Origin of the sequence: Picosynechococcus sp. PCC 7003 (assembly GCF_001693255.1) — a bacterium.
Lineage (GTDB): Bacteria > Cyanobacteriota > Cyanobacteriia > Cyanobacteriales > MRBY01 > MRBY01.
In genome coordinates this window covers 2,266,494-2,287,273 of sequence record NZ_CP016474.1, presented here as the reverse complement: position 1 = coordinate 2,287,273, position 20,780 = coordinate 2,266,494, and the positions used below count along the sequence as shown (strand labels likewise).

21 protein-coding genes are annotated in these 20,780 nt (G+C 50.4%); 6 read left to right on the top strand and 15 right to left on the bottom strand.

Features of this window, described 5'->3' with window-relative positions; translation table 11 throughout:
* Positions 1-8 precede the first annotated feature (8 nt).
* Together AWQ21_RS10980 and psbA are read right to left on the bottom strand one after the other, a co-directional pair.
* The gene (locus AWQ21_RS10980) at positions 9-656 is read right to left on the bottom strand and encodes a DUF3365 domain-containing protein (RefSeq protein ID WP_083998010.1); all 648 of its coding nucleotides are present in this window, start codon (positions 654-656) and stop codon (positions 9-11) included.
* Between the two features lie 452 nt (positions 657-1,108).
* Positions 1,109-2,191, bottom strand: a complete 1,083-nt coding sequence (gene psbA / locus AWQ21_RS10975; RefSeq protein WP_065714576.1) for a photosystem II q(b) protein — start codon at positions 2,189-2,191, stop codon at positions 1,109-1,111.
* Between the two features lie 200 nt (positions 2,192-2,391).
* Here psbA and AWQ21_RS10970 point away from each other — a divergent pair, with 200 nt between their 5' ends.
* Positions 2,392-3,258, top strand: coding sequence for a mechanosensitive ion channel family protein (locus tag AWQ21_RS10970; RefSeq protein WP_065714575.1), 867 nt, complete (start codon positions 2,392-2,394; stop codon positions 3,256-3,258).
* Here the strand turns inward: AWQ21_RS10970 and AWQ21_RS10965 are convergent.
* From AWQ21_RS10965 to AWQ21_RS10950, 4 genes are all read right to left on the bottom strand, one after another.
* Complete coding sequence (locus AWQ21_RS10965; RefSeq protein ID WP_065714574.1) at positions 3,247-4,158, bottom strand: RluA family pseudouridine synthase; 912 nt, start codon at positions 4,156-4,158, stop codon at positions 3,247-3,249. The genes AWQ21_RS10970 and AWQ21_RS10965 overlap by 12 nt on opposite strands.
* 8 nt (positions 4,159-4,166) lie before the next feature.
* A complete protein-coding gene (locus AWQ21_RS10960) occupies positions 4,167-5,114 on the bottom strand; it encodes a DnaJ C-terminal domain-containing protein (protein WP_065714573.1) in 948 nt (315 codons plus the stop codon).
* A gap of 98 nt (positions 5,115-5,212) precedes the next feature.
* The gene (dnaK, locus tag AWQ21_RS10955) at positions 5,213-7,468 is read right to left on the bottom strand and encodes a molecular chaperone DnaK (protein ID WP_065714572.1); all 2,256 of its coding nucleotides are present in this window, start codon (positions 7,466-7,468) and stop codon (positions 5,213-5,215) included.
* 107 nt (positions 7,469-7,575) lie between these two features.
* Positions 7,576-8,400, bottom strand: a complete 825-nt coding sequence (locus AWQ21_RS10950; protein WP_232314958.1) for a tetratricopeptide repeat protein — start codon at positions 8,398-8,400, stop codon at positions 7,576-7,578.
* Positions 8,401-8,640: 240 nt separating this feature from the next.
* Between AWQ21_RS10950 and AWQ21_RS10945 the strand changes: the two genes are divergently transcribed.
* Positions 8,641-9,834, top strand: a complete 1,194-nt coding sequence (locus tag AWQ21_RS10945; RefSeq protein ID WP_065714570.1) for an RNA-guided endonuclease TnpB family protein — start codon at positions 8,641-8,643, stop codon at positions 9,832-9,834.
* A 172-nt stretch (positions 9,835-10,006) separates the two neighbouring features.
* Here AWQ21_RS10945 and AWQ21_RS10940 read toward each other — a convergent pair whose 3' ends face one another.
* The 5 genes from AWQ21_RS10940 to AWQ21_RS10920 all read right to left on the bottom strand — a co-directional run bounded on the left by AWQ21_RS10940 (position 10,007) and on the right by AWQ21_RS10920 (position 14,759).
* Positions 10,007-10,579: a Uma2 family endonuclease gene (locus AWQ21_RS10940; protein WP_065714569.1), complete on the bottom strand. Its 573-nt coding sequence runs from the start codon at positions 10,577-10,579 to the stop codon at positions 10,007-10,009.
* A 78-nt stretch (positions 10,580-10,657) separates the two neighbouring features.
* Entirely contained in the window at positions 10,658-10,858 is a 201-nt protein-coding gene (locus tag AWQ21_RS10935) for a hypothetical protein (protein ID WP_065714568.1), read from the bottom strand.
* A gap of 75 nt (positions 10,859-10,933) precedes the next feature.
* On the bottom strand, positions 10,934-12,004 hold the full coding sequence (locus tag AWQ21_RS10930; RefSeq protein ID WP_065714567.1) for a metallophosphoesterase: 1,071 nt from the start codon (positions 12,002-12,004) through the stop codon (positions 10,934-10,936).
* 4 nt (positions 12,005-12,008) lie between these two features.
* A complete protein-coding gene (locus AWQ21_RS10925) occupies positions 12,009-12,749 on the bottom strand; it encodes an HAD family hydrolase (protein ID WP_065714566.1) in 741 nt (246 codons plus the stop codon).
* Positions 12,750-12,788: 39 nt separating this feature from the next.
* A complete protein-coding gene (locus tag AWQ21_RS10920; protein ID WP_065714565.1) occupies positions 12,789-14,759 on the bottom strand; it encodes a flavin-dependent dehydrogenase in 1,971 nt (656 codons plus the stop codon).
* Between the two features lie 172 nt (positions 14,760-14,931).
* Here AWQ21_RS10920 and AWQ21_RS10915 point away from each other — a divergent pair, with 172 nt between their 5' ends.
* Complete coding sequence (locus AWQ21_RS10915; protein ID WP_065714564.1) at positions 14,932-15,228, top strand: 2Fe-2S iron-sulfur cluster-binding protein; 297 nt, start codon at positions 14,932-14,934, stop codon at positions 15,226-15,228.
* A 74-nt stretch (positions 15,229-15,302) separates the two neighbouring features.
* Here AWQ21_RS10915 and AWQ21_RS16655 read toward each other — a convergent pair whose 3' ends face one another.
* Positions 15,303-15,437 carry a hypothetical protein gene (locus AWQ21_RS16655; protein WP_257784280.1) on the bottom strand — a complete coding sequence of 45 codons (135 nt, stop codon included), beginning with the start codon at positions 15,435-15,437 and terminating at the stop codon, positions 15,303-15,305.
* Here AWQ21_RS16655 and psbM point away from each other — a divergent pair.
* Entirely contained in the window at positions 15,437-15,541 is a 105-nt protein-coding gene (gene psbM, locus AWQ21_RS10910; RefSeq protein ID WP_012307751.1) for a photosystem II reaction center protein PsbM, read from the top strand. The genes AWQ21_RS16655 and psbM overlap by 1 nt on opposite strands.
* A gap of 97 nt (positions 15,542-15,638) precedes the next feature.
* Here the strand turns inward: psbM and AWQ21_RS10905 are convergent, their stop codons facing one another.
* Complete coding sequence (locus AWQ21_RS10905) at positions 15,639-16,490, bottom strand: universal stress protein (RefSeq protein WP_065714563.1); 852 nt, start codon at positions 16,488-16,490, stop codon at positions 15,639-15,641.
* A 131-nt stretch (positions 16,491-16,621) separates the two neighbouring features.
* On the opposite strand from AWQ21_RS10905, the gene AWQ21_RS10900 reads away from it, so the two are divergent.
* Entirely contained in the window at positions 16,622-17,485 is an 864-nt protein-coding gene (locus tag AWQ21_RS10900; RefSeq protein ID WP_065714562.1) for an energy-coupling factor transporter transmembrane protein EcfT, read from the top strand.
* Here the strand turns inward: AWQ21_RS10900 and AWQ21_RS10895 are convergent, their stop codons facing one another.
* Positions 17,486-18,514: an ABC transporter permease gene (locus tag AWQ21_RS10895; protein WP_065714561.1), complete on the bottom strand. Its 1,029-nt coding sequence runs from the start codon at positions 18,512-18,514 to the stop codon at positions 17,486-17,488.
* Positions 18,515-18,711: 197 nt separating this feature from the next.
* On the opposite strand from AWQ21_RS10895, the gene aroC reads away from it, so the two are divergent.
* Positions 18,712-19,806, top strand: a complete 1,095-nt coding sequence (gene aroC / locus AWQ21_RS10890) for a chorismate synthase (RefSeq protein WP_065714560.1) — start codon at positions 18,712-18,714, stop codon at positions 19,804-19,806.
* On the opposite strand, the gene AWQ21_RS10885 is transcribed toward aroC, so the two are convergent.
* Positions 19,803-20,738: an AEC family transporter gene (locus tag AWQ21_RS10885; protein WP_065714559.1), complete on the bottom strand. Its 936-nt coding sequence runs from the start codon at positions 20,736-20,738 to the stop codon at positions 19,803-19,805. The two genes, aroC and AWQ21_RS10885, sit on opposite strands and share 4 nt — an antisense overlap.
* Between the last annotated feature and the right edge of the window lie 42 nt (positions 20,739-20,780).

The window sequence follows — 20,780 nt, the reverse complement described above, 5'->3', positions numbered from 1 at the left end:
TGAGGGGTTTATTCGGGGTTAGTTTGAGCCGCTTCAAGACTAGGGATAATGACAGAATACATACCCCGTAGGTCGCCAGCTTTGAAGTCGTAGGCGAGATCATCTAAATATTTGGCTTTGATGAAATTAGGGCGATTGTCCTTCGGGCCGTGGCAGGCGAGACAACTGCTTTCGACATTAATCCGGCGATAGTAGTGGAGGCCATCGCCTTGGATTTGGCTATAGCTCAGGAGTTCGGGGTGTTGCGTCAATTTGGCGATCGCCATGGTTTCCTGGAGATTTTGGGGCGCATGGTCAGGATTGCGATATTTTTTGGCCACCTGTTTGACTTGCCAACCGTTGTCTTGGCTCAGTTGCATCGCTTTCATGCCCACCGGTTTACACACTTCCTGCATGGTTTGCGGTGTAATTTCTGCCGTCGGATCAATGGTTTTGGCTAGCTCAGACCGCATTTGGTCGAGATCTTCGATGGCCTGCACGGCCCGGGCAAAATCCGGGGGATTGGGGGCCGCTTGTACAGGGGCAATGGGCCAAACCAAGGTGGCGATCGCCGCCGCACCAATGAGAATGCCGATCAGGAAATGTAGAGGCTTTTGACTGCGCCTCTTTTGTCGATTGAGTTGTCTATTTCCAAAAATAAAACGTGAAATTTCCATGGTATTTTTCCCAATTTTTTCTTTAATGGTTAAGTCAATTCTTTAAGTGGCAATTTTGTGGTCTGACACTAGAGAAAAGAGCTTGCTTGACACCCCCAAACAAAGCCCAAAATTACTTGATATCGATGCTTTTATCTTAATGGCCAGAATTGCGACTGTCAAAATGAAACTCGAAAATTTCTGGCACTACAATCATTACAATAAGAGCTTTTGAGCGACAATATTTGCCTTAATAAAACTTCAGATTTCAAAAAATAATTGAGTGATTTATTTTAGGATTTAAATGTCTAACACAACCAGTTGAGTACACCATCAGATTTTTTAAACTCAAGAAAAACCCCCACTTAAATCGCAGGGGTTGAGAGCATTTAGAGTATATTTTTCCTTCAGGACTCAGAGCAAACCAAGATTATTCAAAGCAATCATCATTGCACTCAAATCCCAAATTTCAATTAGCCATTAATCGCCGGGGCTTGGAGGGCAACAGGCGCTTGATCTCCGGCCGCCAAATCAAGGGGGAAATTGTGGACATTACGTTCGTGCATGGCCTCAATCCCCAGATTTGCGCGATTAAGAATATCCGCCCAAGTATTGATCACCCGTCCCTGGGAATCCAATAAAGATTGGTTGAAGTTGAACCCGTTCAAGTTAAAGGCAAAACAAGCCACAGCCAAAGAGGCAAACCAGATACCAATCACTGGCCAAGCCGCGAGGAAAAAGTGGAGGGCGCGACTATTGTTAAAAGAAGCATATTGGAAGATCAAGCGTCCGAAATAACCATGGGCCGCCACAATATTGTAGGTTTCTTCCTCTTGGCCAAATCGATAGCCACTATTTTGGGACTCAGTTTCCGTGGTTTCGCGGATCAAAGAAGAGGTCACGAGGGAACCGTGCATCGCCGAGAACAACGCGCCACCAAAGACACCGGCAACCCCCAACATGTGGAAAGGATGCATCAACACATTATGTTCAGCTTGCAACACAAACATAAAGTTAAAGGTGCCAGAAATACCCAACGGTAAACCATCGGAAAAAGATCCTTGACCAATCGAATAAATCAAAAGCACGGCAGTCGCCGCCGCCACCGGTGCGGAATAGGCAACCGCAATCCACGGACGCATTCCTAAACGGTAGGACAGTTCCCATTCCCGCCCCATATAGGAAAAGATGCCAAGCAGGAAGTGGAACACAATCAGTTGATAGGGGCCACCGTTGTAGAGCCATTCATCTAAATTTGCGGCATCCCAAATGGGGTAAAAGTGCAGACCGATGGCATTAGAACTCGGCACCACAGCAGCGGTAATAATATTGTTGCCATACAGCAAAGAGCCAGCAACCGGCTCGCGAATCCCGTCAATATCAACCGGGGGCGCAGCGACAAATGCCAGGATAAAACAAGTCGTTGCAGTCAGCAGTGTGGGAATCATTAAGACCCCAAACCAGCCCACATAAAAACGATTTTCCGTGCTTGTAACCCATTGGCAAAAACGCTCCCAAAGATTGGCAGAGCCTTGCTGTTGTAGAAGTGTAGTCATAATTGCATGTACCAGTTTAAAGTACTGGGGACTAAGCAAATTACTCAATCGCTTTATTGCTTAATCACTTTTTGATTATATAGCGTCTTTTCTAAAAAAGGCAAGGCTTTCGGCAAATAAAGCTGCAAATAATCTTTTCTGTCTGGCTCTTGGAAGGCGATCGCCCCACTAGACTAAAGTCATTCCCACCACGCAGCACCATGTCAACCCTGTTCACCAGCATTGCCAATCGCCTCCAAAACGTTTTTAACCTAGAGGTGATCGGTGACCAAATCGCCCAGGGCCTGATTAATCTCGTCGTCGCCCTGGTTACCTTCGCAGTGTTCTACGGCCTTTGGAAAATTGTTGATGTGCCCCTCTATGCTTCCTTCCAAAAATCAAAACTCGATAAAACCTCTGCCCGCTTTTTGAGAACTCTCGTTCGCTATGCCATTTTGACCTTTGGCGCGATCCAAGCCCTTAATGCAGTTGGGATTAACATGGCCGCAATCGTTACCAGCCTGGGACTTGTGGGGTTAACGGTCGGCTTTGCCGCCCGGGATGCCCTTTCAAATTTGATTTCTGGACTGCTAATTTTTTGGGACAGGCCCTTTGTCATTGACGACCTTGTGGAAATCAATGGTCTCTATGGTCGCGTCGAAACAATCACCCTGAGGAGTACGCGCATCGTTACCGTTGATGGCCGCATGTTAGCGGTGCCCAATTCTGTTGTGATTAATTCGACGGTAATCTCCTACACCAATTTTCCCCAGTTACGCCTCGATATTGATGTTACTGTGGCTGTCCATGAGAATTTAGACCGGGTGCGACAGATCCTCTTGTCTTTAGTCGATGATCACAGCCTATTTGCCGACACACCGCCAGCCAAAGTCGTGGTGACGGCTCTCAATGACTACAATGTGGCCCTCCAGCTCCAGGTTTGGTTACGCAATGAACGCACCCATATTTCAGAACGCTTTGCCCTCCGGGAAAAAGTTTTTACCGCTTTAACCGCAGCAGGGATTGATATGCCCTTTGAAACGATTCAGCTCACTCCCGTAGCCGTGCAATTGCAATCAGAAGTCTAGAGCAAGCTCGTTAAACTGCGAGCAAAAATCAATAGGTTTGTCCTGGTGGGGGTGCTGAAACTTTAGATAATAGGCATTAAGGGCATAGCCACAATCCCCTGGCAAAGGCATGTTATTGGCATCTTTGTAAATGGTGGGTAAACCCCCTGGAAGATAAAGTGGATCGCCGAGCAGGGGGAAGCCCATCGCGGCCATGTGAATGCGAATTTGGTGGGGACGTCCAGTGAAAATTTGCACTTCAACAAGTGAAGCTTTTTCTGAACGTTGTAAAACCCGCATTTCACTATGGGCAAAACTGCCGTCCTCTTTCGCCGCAAAAATGGTTCCCAAAGTTGGGTGAAATACTCTGCCGATGGGGGTTTTAATTGTCAGCTGATCGGGATAATCCCCCGCTGGAATTAAGGCGCGATAAATTTTTGTGATTTTATGGTCTCGTAACTGTCGTGTTAAAAATTGCCGCCCCAAAGGCGATCGCCCCAGGATCATCAACCCAGAAGTTCCCCGTCCCAAGCGATGAATCGGCGCTAAACTTTCGTGGGGAAATTGTCTTTTAAGCTGTGCTAACAACGTATTTTCCAGGAAGTTTCCCGCTGGCAGCACCGGTAAACCCGCTGGTTTATCAATGATCCAAAAATGGGGGTCTTGGTGCAAAATTTGGAAATTTAACGGCACATCTGGCTCCTCCCAGGGAGCGCGATGATACTCTAGCCGCTGGTTCTTTTCTAAAATTTGGGTCGCGGTAGCCGGTTTGCCGTCCACGAAAATTTGTTGATTTTCAATCCGTTTCGCCCATTCTTGTCGCGTTGAATGGCGATAAAATTGCCCATAAAAATCCAAGACCGCTAGTCCTGCTTGGGACGGTTTTATTCGATCCCGGTAGACCCAGCCTCGATTGAGCATTTTACGAGTTACGAATACTGATAAATATTTTTGCGGGGATTAAAACTTTCCACTTCCCGCAGCTTTTCATACAAGGCCCGTTCTTCTTCGGTAATTTCTGGGGGTAAAACTAACTGCACTTCCACCAGTTGATCTCCCCGAGAACCAGAGCTACGGGGATATCCCTTATTGGCTAAGCGCAATCTTTGTCCTGGTTTGACGCCCTTGGGTACGGTCATTTTCACGAGGCCATCAATAGTCGGGATTTCGATGGAACCGCCGAGAATTGCTTCACTGGGACTAAGGGGCACTTGGCAGTAAATATCAGCACCTTGCACTTCAAAGAAAGGATGGGGGGCGACAGTAATTTTGAGATACAGGTTGCCGCCATTGATGCCCTGATTCCGCAACCGAATGCGCTGGCCGTCGACCATGTGGGGCGGCATATCGACTTCGAGCGATCGCCCATCTTCGAGGCGAATCCGTTCTCGTCCCCCCCGATAGGCTTTCTCTAGGGGAAGGGTGAGGCGTGCTTCGACATCGCGTTTGGCGGGGGATTTTGGGGTCGCCACTTTGGTTGTTTTTGTGGTGCCGGGGCGAAAATCCTCATAGCTATTGCTCCGGACCCGGGTGGTGGTCTGTTGCCGGTCTTTCGGCCCAAAGGGATTGACACTGCCAATATTGGCAAATTGGCTAAAATCATTGCGCTGGGGTCGGTTGGCGCGGTTAAAACCGGGACGACTGTATTTCCCCCCCATGGCCCGGGTGAACTGGTCATACTGCGATCGCCGCCCATCATCGGACAGCACCTCATAGGCCTCGTTGAGATCCTTAAACTTTTCTTCTGCTACCTTATCCCCTGGGTTGACATCCGGATGATAGCGCCGCGCTAACCGTCGAAAGGAGCGCTTAATCTCATCACTGGAGGCATTACGAGGAACGCCTAAAATTTCATAATAGTTACGCAAATTGTTCATATTTAGGCGACAGAGTGAGGAATTCTCTCCTTAGATAATGACGCACTGTTCCCAGATGTGATGTTTATTATGCCGGAATTACGAAGTAAAACAACTGTCTAGAACCATTCATCGTCCTCATCCCAATCATTTTCGTAGGGGATATTGCGCCCCTGTCCTTGGCTGTAATACTTGCGGGAAACGTTCCGTTGCTCGTAGGGATCGCGACTGGTGGGCCGGGGTGGGCGAGCCGCAGGCGGTTCCACGGGGCGACGGGGGGCAGTGCCGTTACCATAGCGGTCATCCATCGGGCGATCGCCCCCATAATTTTGACGCGGTTGGGCAGCCCCATAGTCATAATTTCGCGTTGGTTGCGGTCTTTGGGGCGGCCGGGGGGCGTAATCATAATTACGTTGGGGTGGCGCATCATAGCCCCGCTGCGGTGGGTAGCCAGCCCCAGGTCGGTAGTTAGAACGGGAATCATAGTACAGATCATCCTCATCATCGCCGATCAAGGTTTTCTTAATCGTGTCAAAGAAAGAATCATCTTCCCCTTGGTCATACTGGAGACGCACCTCGCGGTTGAGTTCATACAAGGCATCTTGTAAATCCGCTTGGGCCCGATCCAAACGGCGATCGTCATTTTGTTTGAGGCTATCTAAAATTTCCTGGGACAAACTTTCAATGCGCCGACGATAATAGCTCGCAAACTGGCTCCCAAAATCAAGGGTCACTTCCTTCAGTCTGCGTTGGGCCTGATCCGTTAAGGCCTTTGCCCGGTTCCGTTTTTCGACCTTCTCCCGCCGTTCTCGATCCTCTTGGGCGAACTGTTCCGCATCCCGCATCATCCGGTTCACTTCACTGTCGGTCAACGTCGAAGAACCTTGAATTGTAATGCTTTGTTCCCGGCCGGTGGTTTTATCCCGGGCCGACACCTGTAAAATCCCATTGGCATCAATGTCAAAGGATACTTGAACCTGAGGGATACCACGGGGCGCTGGGGGAATTCCCGTTAACTTAAAGCGACCAAGGGATTTATTCCCCTGGGCCATTTCCCGTTCCCCCTGGACCACATGAATTTCGACGACGGTTTGGTTATTTTCCCCCGTCGAAAAAATATCAGAACGCCGCACCGGGATCGTCGTATTCCGGGGAATCAGCTTTTTCGTTACGCCACCGATGGTCTCTAGCCCCAGGGACAGTGGCGTTACATCGAGGAGCAGAATGTCTTTGACTTCCCCACCGAGGATGCCTGCTTGGATCGCGGCCCCTACCGCCACTACTTCGTCGGGGTTAACATTTTGATTGGGTTCGCGGTCAATGAAACTGCGCACGAGACCCTGGACGAGGGGAATACGCGTAGAACCACCCACAAGGACAACCTCCCGAATTTGCACAGGGCTAATACCCGCATCCTGGAGGGCGCGTTTGATGGGGCGACGCAAACGACTAATTAACTCCCCGCAGAGGCTCTCAAAGGTGGCTCGGTCGAGTTGGGTTTCGAGGTGTTTGGGCCCGTCCTCGGTGGCGGTAATAAAGGGAAGATTGATTTCAGTGACCGTCACCCCAGACAGTTCGATTTTGGCTTTTTCGGCGGCCTCGGTGAGCCGTTGGAGGGCCTGACGGTCTTTGCGGAGATCAATTTTTTCGGCTTCGAGAAATTTCTCAGCGAGCCAATCAACAATTTTTTTATCAAAATCATTCCCACCGAGTTGGGTATCACCGCTGGTGGCTTTCACTTCAAAAACGCCATCTCCCACTTCCAATACGGAGACATCAAAAGTACCGCCCCCTAGGTCAAAGACCAGAATGGAGGAGCTACCTTGTTGCTCTAAGCCATAGGCAAGGGCGGCGGCGGTGGGTTCGTTGATAATCCGCAGGACTTCGAGGCCCGCAATGCGTCCGGCATCACGGGTCGCCTGGCGTTGGGCATCGTTGAAGTAGGCAGGCACGGTGATCACTGCCCCCGTAACGGGTTCACCGAGGTAACGTTCGGCTTCATCGGCGAGGCGACGGATAATTTTGGCGGAAATTTCTTCGGGGGCGAATTCTTGGCGGAGACGGGGACAGCGGATTTTGACGGTATCGGTATCGGTACGGCGGATGGTGTAGGGGACTTGTTTTGATTCGGGGGTGAGTTCGCTGTAACGGCGGCCCATGAAGCGTTTTACGCCGTAGTAGGTGTTTTGGGGGTTGAGCACAGCTTGACGGCGCGCCATTTGGCCGACGAGGAGTTCGCCATCTTTGTTAAAGCCAACGACGGAGGGGGTGGTTCTGGCTCCTTCGGAATTTGCAATGACAAGGGGTTTGCCGCCTTCCATCACTGCAACGACGGAATTTGTGGTTCCTAGATCGATGCCGACTACTCTACCCATGCGTTTTTTGATTCTCCTTGGTGTGGCCCGACAATCTATATATATTAGGTTGCGCCACGATTGTTAACAATATTTGCCCTTTATTTTATCGAAGCGATTGGGGAATTTCAGAGCTGACCTTGGAGACTCTCAATAATTTTAAGGGCTTGGGTTTGGTTTGTGGCTTGATTTTGCTGCTCGAAAAGGGAAGCGGCTTGGGTCATATCGGCGATCGCCTGTTCGAGATTATCGAGTTTGTAGTGGGTAATGGCGCGATTGTAGTAGGCTTCGGCGAATTCGGGATTACCGGTAATGCTGGCGGTGTAATCCTGGAGGGCGGCGGTGTGATTTTCGAAACGGTTATGGGCGAGGGCGCGATTGTAGTAGGCCTTTGAGTAGTTGGGCCGGAGGGTCAGGGCGGCATTGTAGTCGGCGATCGCCTTGGCATGGTAACCGTTGGCGAGTTCGGTTTGGTTAGCATTGCGGGCCTGGAGGGCGAGATCGTCGTAGGCATTGCCCCGATTAATAAAAAAATCTGGATTGTTATTTTTGAGGATGATCGCTTGGTCACAATCGGCGATCGCCTGTTCATAGTTGTCGAGCAGATAAGCAGCATAGCAGCGGTTCCCGTAGGCGTCGGCAAATTCGGGCTTGAGCTGGATCGCCTGGCTGTAGTCGTCGTAGGCAGCCTGGTATTCCCCCAGGACATGGTAGCTGTAGCCGCGATTGTAGTAGGCGTCGGGGTCGGATTCGTCGAGGTTAATCGCTGCCGAAAATTCGGCGATCGCCCCCTCAAAATTCCCTTGGGTGAGGGCATCGACCCCTGCGTTATACCGTTGGATCGCGTTGGCGGCGTTATTGTTTGTTTCAGGGGCGGTCTGGGACAGTCCGGGGGTACCGGAACCGAGAAGGAGGACTGTTCCCAAAAGGATCCAAGGAGTGCTGCTATTCATGGGAATTTGCGTTCGGGGCTGCGCATAGTTACTTAGTTCCATCTTAGAGGGCCAAGACAGCGTTAAGTTCCCTTTTTTAACTTTTGGTGGGTTCGGGAGGCAGTAAGTCCCGCGCTGTAATTTTAATTCAGCGTCGGGATACACGGACATCCCGCGCTTGTCGATTCTCTTCAATGGGGATGAGACAAGCTTTTTAGTTGATGCTATAATTTGTTTATCGGGTTTCTCCTTTTCTGGTAAATGTACCGCGCTTACAAGTACAGACTTTATCCTACTGCTGACCAACAGGTTTCCCTGGCGAAATCTTTTGGTTGTGCTCGTTGGTTCTGGAACTATGCGCTGCATTTGTGTCAACAGACTTACCAATCAACTGGGAAGGGTTTATCTCGTGGCTATCTTCAAGGGCTTTTGCCTGCTCTCAAAAGGGAGTATGAGTGGCTAAAAGAACCCTATTCTCAGTGTCTTCAGGTGGTCGCTCTCAATCTCTCCACTGCTTACAAAAATTTCTTTGAGAAACGGGCGATGTTGCCTCGGTTCAAGTCAAAGCATGGAAGACAATCCATCAGCTATCCTCAAAATGTCAAATTTGACGGGGATTATTTGCATCTTCCTAAGATTGGGGCTGTCCACTGTTGCGTCCATCGCCCTTTTGAGGGAACGATAAAAATGGTAACTGTTTCCCGTAATTCTGATGGGAAGTATTTTGCTTCTGTGTTGGTGGATGATGGCCAGGAAAAGGTTGAGTCGCTGCCGTCCGATAAGGCTGTGGGGATTGATGTGGGGTTGAATCACTTTGCGATTACCAGTGAGGGTTCTAAGTTTGCTAACCCCCGGCATTTTGCCAAGCATCAACGGAACCTAAAGCGAAAACAGCAAAGGCTTTCTCGGAAACGGAAAGGGAGTCGAAATCGACAGAAGGCAAGGTTAGCGGTGGCCAGAGTCTACGGCAAGGTTGCCCGCTGTCGGGGGGATTTTCTCCACAAGCTATCCCGCAAGGTAGTAAACGAAAACCAAGTGATTGTGGTGGAGAATCTCAATGTGAAGGGCATGGTGAGAAATCATAATCTAGCCAAGGCAATTAGTGATGCGGGCTGGGGAATGTTTTGCACGATGCTCAAGTACAAGGCGGAGTGGGAAGGAAAGGTGTATCTGGAGATTGACCGCTTCTTTCCTAGTTCTAAAACTTGTCATGTTTGTCTAAACCGGGTGGGAAGTTTGCCGTTAGAGGTACGAGCCTGGACTTGTGAAGGGTGTGGCACTCATCATGACAGGGACATCAATGCGGCAATCAACATCAGGAATGAAGGCTTGCGGATATTGTCGTTGGGAACCAGCGATACTGCCTGGGGAGGGAATGTAAGACAACCTGGCAAAACGTCTGTTTTGTTGGATGCAGTTCCCGTTGAATCAGGAAGCCCGCGCTCTAATCTTTGATTGAGCGTCGGGTAGTTCACGACTTTGCATTAGTTTGGTGGTTGGGCGGTTTCTGGAAAATGAAGTGGGGAAGGATTTTTTTGGAAATATTGAGGGGCGATCGCCTGATTTGCCAAATTCCAAACAAAAGTCTCTTGGGAAAATTTAGCTGCGCAATGGCGGACAAGCAAAATTACAGTTCAATATCTTCGTAAATATCGGCCAGAGAAAGCTCACAGTCAATGGAGACGAGGCGAATAACTTCATCGATGGCTGTGTATTCAGTGAGGCTCCATTGTTTCGGGCCTTGGCGATGGTAATGCTCCACAAATAGCCGTTCCGGTTCGATCAGCAAATAGTCTTGAAACTCTGGGATGGAGCGATAGTAATGAAACTTTTCGCTGCGGTCATAGTTTTTGGTGGCGGGGGAAAGCACTTCTGCGATGAGACAAGCATTAAGCACAGTATCTTTGCGTCCCTCCTGCAAGACTAAAGGTTTGCCAGTGACCATCACATCGGGATAGGTATAGATTTGCTGGGACGGAATCCAAAGCCGCTGATCAACGTGAAAAACTCGATAAGGACTTTTTTTGAGCCCTAGTTTTAAAGCAACATACAAATTGCCACTAACTTCATTGTGAATAGGTGTCCCACCAGCCATGGGCTTGATTACTCCTTGGATATATTCGTGGCGATCGCTCGCCTGTTCTTCCTGGGCTAAATAGGCTTCGGGGGAAATGGGTTTTGCCAATGTTTGTGGAGTCATGGTTTTTTTACCTGGGGCTTTACCGTTCGCCTTGCCTTCAAGCTAGCATAAGTTTTTTCGCTCGGATTGCCTTGGTGATCAGGACTTGGTGTTGCTCTGGTCGTCGGGTGATTCCTTTGATTTGAAAACGGTCATGATGCCTTTGTCATAGTTGGAGGCGATCGCCAAAAAAGCGCCCCCTAAAATGTAGAAAGGCAAGGGCACAAAAAATCCTTTGATCAGCTGAAAAACTTGTACTGCGATAAACAGGACGACAACACTTGTTAACCAAACCTGCATTTACTTTTCTCCTCAAATCCCGAAAGTTTAGATAATTTTTAGCGCATCCAGGTTGGCGATCGCCAGACATCTGACTTAAGTGATTCGCAGATCGCGGCGTTGCAAACGTCCCCTAGGAGTATCCAAACGGCTGGGTAAGCCGCTGTGATCGACCATCGTCAGGCGATCCATATCGTAGGTAGCGTAGACCAAATTTGAACGATCCCGGAAAATATCAATCACCGTTAATGTTCGATAAGGAGAAAGATTCCCTTGAATTAAGGAACGCGGCCCATCCCCCAAAGCGCCAGTGTGGAGAAGTTCTAATTGCCCCCGGTAAGCAGGATAGTAGGCGTGTTGGTGGCCACTGATGTAGGTGTGGACGTTGTATTTTTCGAGGAGAGTCTGGAGGCGATCGCCTTCATGGAGATAATTCCCTGGTTCTGAGCGGCTCCCCGAAGCGACGGGATAAAGGGATAAATGTCCCAGGGCGAATCTGAGACGGCTCCGTTGGGCTTGGTCACTGGCGAGGCTTGCCTCGATCCAGGCCAGTTGCTCCGGACGAATGCGAGCAGTGGACGCATCCCACACGGAGTAAAAAATATCGTTTTGGGTAAAGCTGTAATAGAAAGGAAAATGACGACGGTCGATAAAGTTTAGGGTTGGGGTGTGGGCTGGGTTGCGCCAATACTGACTTGCCGCCTGACGATCCGCCGCAAAAGTATATTGTCCGTTGCTGAAGGAGCCGGAAGCATCATGGTTCCCCAGGGTAAAGGCGAAGGGAATATTGACCTGGCGCAGGGGCTGGGCAATGTATCGTTCAAAGGCCTGCCACATGGCGGCGAGCTGGGCGGGGGTAAGGCTACTTTTTTGACCTGCAACCATATCGCCTGCACAAAGGACAAGATCCGGTTGCCAATCGGGAATTAAGGCGATCGCCCGTTTCACCTGGGGCAAATAATCTGTAGAACCATAGGCACTATTGAGATCGCTGATCACAACTAGGCGCACATCCCCTTTGGGGGGCGCACTCAGTCCAGCAGGGGCAGGATTAGCCGCTGGTGTCTGGGCGATCGCCTGGGGTGAAGCAGGTAATCGCCGTGAGAGCAATACACTCCCCAAAGCCAAGCTCCCATAGGTTAAAAATTGTCGTCGATTCCCGTGCATTGGTTTAGCTCGTCAAAATTTTCACTGCATCCAGGTTGGCGATCGCCACATCCGCCGTTTCTAAATGGGCCTGGGTCGCATCCCCCCAACAAATGCCCACAGTTCCCGCTGCCCCTGCCGCCTTAGCCATTTGAATATCCCCTGGGGCATCACCCACCATCAGGGTTTGGTGTGGCTCAGTGCCTAGGGTTGCACAGGCTTTAAGGAATAACGCGGGGTCGGGTTTGAGGCCAAATTCTGCCCCCATTTCCAGTTGGATGTAATCTTGCAACTGGTAAGTTTTGACGAAAATTTCCACGTTGGCGGTGCTGTCCATGGAGAGAATCCCCAGTTTCAAACCTGCATCGTGGCAAAATTTCAGCACCTCTAGGCTCCCGGCAAACAATGGTGATGTATGACTGCGATCGCCCAACATCTGTTCCGCTTCCGCAAAGGCTTTTTTAGCAATATCGAGGGCTTCAAACCAACTGCGACCGGTTTCGGCAATGTAGGCGGCGGCGGCGATCGCATTTTCTGGGTGACTGCCCACGGCCATTAGTCCCGTTGGGTCGAGTACCCCATCCACCATCCCGAAGGCCATCAGCAGCGGTTCCCCCACCCCTGGAATTTGGGCATCGATCAACCGGGCGCGTTTTTGGGCCAGTTCCCGCAGATAGTTCTGGGAGTCGGCGAGGGTGCCATCTTTATCGAAAATGATCCCCGTAATATTTTCAAAAAGGCGATCGCCCACTTGCACTGTAACCATAGTAAATGCCGCTAATCCATTGCCAAAGTCAATAACATTTTAGGTGCCGACGGTGAGTCGATATTTCAAACTGAGCAGACTTAGCCAGAGAGACGGATATTTTTTCCCTAGCCAAACTTCAGATTTTTCGAGCCACTGGGGCAACCAACCCATCAACAGCAAGCTCAACACCGCATCAAAACTAAAGGCCAAGTAAGCACCGACCCAGCGGATAAAGTCCTTTGCTCCCGCCATTTGCCAAATCCACACCAGCAACGCCGGATTTTGGCGAGCCGCAACCAGGGCCAGCTTATTAAACATCAGCCAAGTGGTGCGGTCTTTAATAAAGGTTTCAGCCACCTCTGGAGGAGAATCTGCCAACAACCCAAAAAAGGTGTTTAGCATGGCGTTAATCCGTTGGGGCGGTAACTTCATTCCCGTCGGCACCATCATCCCCTTAGAAAAGAGCCAAGTCACCGCAATATTACTTTGGTAGGCGCGAATTTTGCTTAAGTTTTGTTGGTTGAGGAGGTCTTTTTGGAGGGCAATATCCAGCAGTTTCGTCAGACGGTCTAAATTGCGCACCAGAGACCCAAACCCTGTGAAAACAAGGGGAGATTGCAACGAAGCCGCATCCCCAATCGCCAGCAAACGGTCAAAGGCCACTTGGCGATCGCCTGCCCCCACATTGAAATAACCCGGAATATACCCAAACGTCGCCTTCTCAAAAGTGAGTTGTTCCATGTCACAGCGGCGGTACTCCGGCAAAATGCCGAAAAAATCTTCGTACATTTCCAACAAAGAACCCGGATTCTCCGGGTGTACCTCGTGGTAGTGGAAAAGATAAATGGTCATCTCATCCCCTTGGCCCGGAAACAATTCCCAAATCAACTGTCTACCCCGGGAAATATCCCCATGGGAATTTAAAACATCCCCATAATTGCTATCCCACACCGCCGGATCAAACCCCTTCACCACGGCTCCCACCGTCGGACAAACGCTATCAAAAGGGCGTCCTTGGTTCAATTGCGCCGCAATGGGAGAAGCCGTCCCCATCGCATCCATCAGCAACCGAGCCTGGATCATTTTTTCTTCCCCCGTCGCCAATGATTTGGTGTAGATCTGAGCCCGTTCACGGCCAATATCCGCCCGGATAAATTCTGTCTGATCCCAAATTTCACCCCCAGCGGCCCGTAGTTTTTCCCCACACTTTTCGAGCAACAGTTCCGAAGCCACTGCAATATTCAAGACCGTCGGTGTATAGAGAATATTCGCTTTCAGGTGAGACGGATTGTTTCCATCGAAGAATTTATTAAACCCATTTTTGTATTCACGGGCGACTAAGGTTTCAATTTCTGCTTCGTCAAACAAGCCCAGGTTAATCAGGCTTTGGAGCTCGCTGCGGGAAATATTCCACTCCCGATTCATCCGGCCGAAGGGTAACCGCTCAATTAACAGCACTTTGTAACCCAGTCGCGCCATGACGGCGGCATGGATCACCCCCAAAGCTCCGCCCACATAAACCAAGTCATATTGGGTTAACTGGGGATCGACGGGATGGTTTTTCTCAAAAATAACGGGTTGGGGTGCTTGGGGATTTTTCACCGTTTCTCGCCAACGTTTTTCCCACCAATAGGCCCGTTGTAAGTCAAATTCTCCCTGGGGAAATTTCTGGAAATATTCGACTGTTTTGGGATAATCTGCGGCTAAAGCGTCAAAAATGGATTGGCCTGGTTGAATCTCCGGGGGAGCAGGGTACTGATTGGGGAAAGCCTGCTCTAGATCTGTTTTGAGTTGGCGACAAAGGCCCTGGGGCTGGGGGAATCCTGGCGACCAAGCAAATACCTTCACATAGGTGGTACGCTGCAAATTCCAAGTAAAGATTGAGAGTTCGGCCCCATTGGCGACAAGACGGATGCCTGTGGGGGTCTGCTGCTTTTCTCCGTGCTGGGGTTGCCAACTGGTCTGTAGCCAATGGCAAACTTTGTCGGTGTCTGGGGTGGGGACTTCAAGATAAAGCAGTTCTTCCATGGGAATTACAGGTGGGTGAGGTATTGTGTCGCTCTGGATTATCATACCTGCTTTGATTTGCCCAAGGGAAAGGGCTTAGGATCGAGAAAACAGCGTTGAGTTCGTAAATTTTCTTATAAAAACTTAACCTTGTTAAAATAGAATTGATCATTGATTCAACACAGGAGGGTTCATGGCTAATATCACCTACGTTCCGGCAAATAAGGACGTGATTGCGGCAGATGGTGCAAATCTACGGGAAAAAGCCCTACAAAATGGCGTGGATTTGTACACTTTCGGCGGAAAATTAATGAATTGCGGTGGTGTTGGCCAATGCGGAACCTGCATTGTCGAGATTCTCGAAGGCATGGAAAACCTGTCACCCAAGACTGATTTTGAAGAGCGGCGTCTCAAGCGCAAGCCCCCCACCTATCGCCTTGCTTGCCAAACCTTAGCTCATGGGGATGTGGTTGTAAAAACCAAACCCTAAGAGCTGATTGATCAAGCCCCCCGGCCCCCAGACTGGGGGCAAACGAAGAAATTCATTTACTTTATAAATAGCCTCTAAGGCTCCCTTGAGGTCTTTTGCTTGGGAAGATATTCTTGGGGAATACCAGAGGCGATCGCCCCTGGGAAGGAGCCAGAGGTGATATTCTTGATATCATTGTGATCTAGCTCGACGAAGAGGCGATTATTCAATGCAAGTTAACGATCTCGGTTTCATTGCAACGATTCTTTTTGTACTCGTACCCACCGTTTTTTTGTTGATTCTTTATATTCAGACCAACAAAACGGCTTCCTAAGAAACACCTTTTTAAAAAAACACGATAAAAAACAATGGGGGACAGATCCTTGGCGATCGCCCCCTTTTTTATGACTTTGAATCAGTTTTTATGCAAGCTAGCTGGCATCAGTCCGGGCCAAGAGCACAGGACAAGGCGCATTTACCCGCACATAATCAGAAAGAGACGTGCCCAGCAAGCGATCTAGGTCGGGCATACTCTTAGCAATGGAAGGCCGGCGATCTGGGGAACCCAGGACGAGGAGATCAATATTTTGGTCTTTGGCAATATTGCAGATCGTGGCCCCGGGGCGACCCCCAGCGACTAATGTTTTGTACGCAACACCCATCTGCTTGGCCCGCTGAATCGCTGGCGCAAGGGCCGGATTTGCATCCATTTCTGCTTGGGAAAGGGAAAGATTCGCTGGTAGATCCGGGTTGACCCGCAGGAGCAGCAGTTCGCAACCACTGTAATCCCGCAACATTTGGAGGGCTAAATCTAAGCCATACATCGCTGCATCGGACTTATCGATGGCGACCATGACTTTTTTGACCGTGCGCACATAGATGTCATCCTTAACCAGGAGCATTGGGCGGTTGGTGAGTTGGAACACGTATTGGCTCACAGAATTAGCGAGAATCGACTGTAGCCGTTTGAGTCCTCGAGAACCCATTAAAATTAGGTCGGCATCAATTTCATCGGCGACCTTGCAGACCACATCTTTGGGATCTCCTTGGCGCAGAATGGTGTTGACATTACTCGGATCGAGCTTGAGGTCTTGGAGGGCTTGGGCAAGGAGTTTGCCACCGGTTTCGTAGCCTTTTTGTTCGATGTCGGGAGTCAGCTCTTCCTTCACGACGTGGAGGATGTTAATGCTAGTGTCTTTGAAGGCAGGGAGCTTGAGCAAGTTTTTCAACATATCCTGGACTTGCCCGGTGCCAGAATCAGCGAAGAGAATTTTTCTAATCATGGGACGACTGTTAACGGGGTTTTTCAAATGGGCTTTTATCCCTAGGATCCAGCATACTCCCTTCTGAGGGCGGGAAATTTTAAGGCTTATTACATAATGGAAGTTGATTTTTTTACGGAATTTTCACCACGATGGATTTAATGCGATCGCTGCCCATTGGGTTATATCTGGAGCAGCCCCAAACCTGGCTCCACCGACTAGACCCCCGGGTAAAACTCGCTTGGTTGATGAGTTTTTTGATTGGGCCGATTTTAGCGAACAACCTGTGGCGCTTGGGGTTGGTGGGTCTGTTGATCGCGATCACCTTAACGGCATTAATTCCCCTGCGGGTCTGGAAACAGCAGATGGGGTTATTGTTGATTTTTTGTTTGGTGTTGTTTGGGGTGACGTTAATTACCCCCGATGGCTTAGTGCTCGATCATCAGCCCCGTTTACCAGCAGAAGACTTAGACATTCGGCAAAACTATGAATACGTGGTGTGGCAGTTTAAATTTATCTCCATCACGCGCCTCAAACTGGATTTGGGTATTAAGCTCAGCACCCAAATTTTTACGCTGCTCTACAGCACCAATCTCTATCTTTTGACCACGGCAGCGGAAGAAATTACCACGGGTTTAGAGTTTCTTCTGGGGCCGCTGCGCCGACTCAAGGTGCCGGTGACCGAAATTTTGCTGACCCTGACCCTCTCGCTCCGGTTTATTCCCCTCGTGTTAGAGGAAATTCAGAACTTAACGCGCTCCGTCCGCACAAGGGCGATCGCCTGGAAAACCCTGGGGTTTAAACAAAGTATGCAACTGTGGCTCATGGTTTCCGAAAAACTCCTCGAAAATCTCCTGATGCGGGCCGAACAAATGGCGACGGCGATGGATATCCGGGGCTTCACCAGTCCGAACCAGCACCTTGTTCGTTGGCATCAACTGCGTTTTCACCGCTGGGATTGGCTGATTCTTATTTTGCTGCTGCCCTTTTGGTCATTGCGCTTCCTCTGGGGTTAGTTAGTAACGAATACGGGGGTCAATCAACGCATTCACAATATCAATCACCAGGCTCACCATCACCACAATTGCCCCAAAAAACACCATAATTCCCTGCACCGTCGGATAATCCCGGAGGGAAATCGCTTCATAGAGGCGGTTCCCCAGGCCTGGCCAAGAAAATGTCACCTCCGTTAAGACCGCTCCCCCCAATAAGGCCGCAAAGGTAAGCCCCAAGACCGTGATCACCGGAATCAAAGCATTTTTTAAGGCGTGGTTCCAGAGAATTTTCCGTTCGGGAATGCCCCTGGCCCGCGCCGCTTCCACATAGTCTGATTGCAACGTCTGACGCAAATTTACCCGCACAATGCGCTCAAAAATACCACTAAGGAGGATCCCCAAGGTGCAGCAGGGCAACACCAAATAATACAAAGCTGTTTTAAGTTGTAAAAAATTTCCCGTGAGCAGACTATCGAGGGTATAGAGACCCGACAAGGTCGGCGGCGGCGGCACATCCAACGGAAAGCGTGTCCCCAAGGGAAACCAACCCAACTGCACTGAAAAAATAAGTTGCACCACCATCCCCATCCAGAACAAGGGCAGGGCATAGGTAATAATCCCGAATAATCGCCCGCCCACGTCCAACCAAGTGCCCTGGCGGGAGGCTGCGAGCATTCCGACACCAGCCCCCACTACCACCGCAACAATCATGCCAAAGAGGGTTAATTCTACTGTGGCGGGAAAATGCTGCTGAATCACCTCCCACACCGGTAAACCACGACTGGTGAGGGATGTTCCTAAGTCAAACTGCAACAGACTGCCGAGGTAGCGGACATACTGTAGCCAGAGGGGGAGATCTAAGCCCAGTTGTTCCCGGAGCAGGGCCTTGGTCGCTTCAGGAGCACGGTTGCCGAGGATGGCATCGGCAGGATCACCAGGGGTGGCCCGGAGCAGCAGAAAGACGACGGTGATAATGGTTAACAACATCAAGGGAGCAAGGAGCAGACGCACCAAGATGTAGTACTGGAGAGCTTTACTGCGGGAGGCCATGGGCAATGGGTGGGGAGAGATTGGACTGGAAAAATTATAGGAAACTGCGGTCGTTCCTCAAGAAAATTATTCTGGAAAGGTAAGGGAAATTCGCATAACGGCAGGCGGTAGGGTCAGGGAACTGGGTTACAATACAGTCTCGAAATTTTCTGAAATTTCAGCACAAATTTTTCTATTCCATCACTGCGATCAGACCTATGGGCAACAGCTTCGGACATTTATTTCGGATTACAACCTATGGTGAATCCCATGGGGGCGGCGTTGGTGTCGTGATTGATGGCTGTCCGCCCCTAGTAGAAATTTCTGAAGCGGAAATCCAAGCGGAGTTAGACCGCCGTCGTCCAGGGCAAAGTCGCATCACCACCCCCCGCAATGAGGCCGACCGTTGTGAGATTATGTCTGGGGTCTTTGAGGGGAAAACAACGGGTACTCCGATCTCAATCTTGGTGCGCAATAAAGATCAACGCTCCAAGGATTATTCGGAAATGAAGGAGAAATATCGTCCTTCCCACGCAGATTTTACCTACGATGCGAAGTATGGGATTCGCAATTATGAAGGGGGGGGCCGTTCTTCGGCGAGAGAAACCATTGGTCGGGTGGCGGCTGGGGCGATCGCCAAAAAAATCCTCAAGCAGGTGGCCGGGGTGGAAATTATCGGCTATGTGAAGCGCATCAAAGACTGTGAAGCCGTTGATATTGATCCGAGCCAAGTCACCCTCGAACAGGTAGAAAGCAACATTGTCCGTTGTCCCGATGCGGCGGCGGCAGAAAAAATGATCGCCCTCATCGATGAAATTCGCAAGCAAAAAGATTCCATTGGTGGGGTGGTCGAATGTGTGGCCCGAAAGGTGCCCGTCGGTTTGGGGATGCCTGTATTTGACAAGCTAGAGGCAGATTTGGCGAAGGGGGCGATGTCGCTGCCAGCTAGCAAAGGCTTTGAAATTGGTTCTGGGTTTGCAGGCACCCTACTTACAGGCCAAGAACACAACGATGAATTTACCGTGGATGGCCAGGGCCAGATCCGCACCAAAACCAACCGTTCCGGCGGCATTCAAGGGGGCATTTCCAACGGCGAAAATATTGTCCTCCGGGTGGCCTTTAAACCCACCGCAACCATTGGGAAAGCGCAACAAACGGCGACGCGAGCCGGTGAAGAAGCAACCCTCGCCGCCAAAGGCCGCCATGACCCCTGTGTGTTACCCCGTGCCGTGCCGATGGTAGAAGCGATGGTCGCCCTCGTGCTGTGTGATCACCTGCTGCGGCACCAAGGGCAGTGTCGCACTCTCAGCTAACGAAACCACAAGAGCCAAATGGGCAGCGTTCCCAACAAAAGGAGGGTGCCAGTGGCCAGGGAACTAACAGCTAACTGGCGATCGAGGGCATAGGTTTCGCTAACGATCAGGGTGGCAAAGGCAGGCGGCATCGCAATCTGCAACACCAATACCAAACAAATGACGTTGGGCAGGTTAAACAAAGGCAAGATTAAGCCGAACAGAAACGGGGCGATCGCCATTTTAATCAAGAGACTACTGCGCACTGGCGGTATTTCTTGGCCCGGTTCCAATTCCCCCAGGCGCATCCCGATCAAGATGATCGCCAAACCAATCACCACCCAAGACGCCACTTCTAGACCCCATTCCACAGGTTCCGGAAAAACCAGCGGCTTACAGGCCAACCCCAGCACCAAACTCCAGAGGGAGGGGTTGATTCCCACCTGGGTACCCATATTTTTCAGGCGTGTTAACCAAGTTTGATTTTTCCCCTGGCCGTAGTAGGTGGCCACCATTACCCCCACTCCGTAACCCCAAAGCAGACTGCCCAGTAAATCGTAAAACAACGCCCAGGCAAAGGTTTCTGGCCCGGCGATCGCCAAACTGATCGGATAGCCCAGATAGCCCGTATTACCAATGCTCGAAACCAACAGGAAACTGCCTTGGGAGGGGAGCGATAAATCGGGGCTACGGTACCGCAACCACAGCCAAGCCACCCCAAAACAAAGTCCCATCGCCAACCAAGCAACGACCGGCGCAAACCAGAGAGTCCCCGTCAAATCCACCTGGCGCACAAAGCCAAACACACTCAAAGGGATGCCGAACCAAAACAGACCCTTTCCCAGATTGCGCCCCAAGATTGTAGGGAGATATTTCCCCAGGAGCCAACCGCCCCCAATCCCTAGCCCCAACTTGCCGTAGATCAACGCCAATTGCAGCAGCAATTCTGTCATAGAGTCCCCAGTCCGTTATCCTTGCCTGAGGCTAGCACCAAA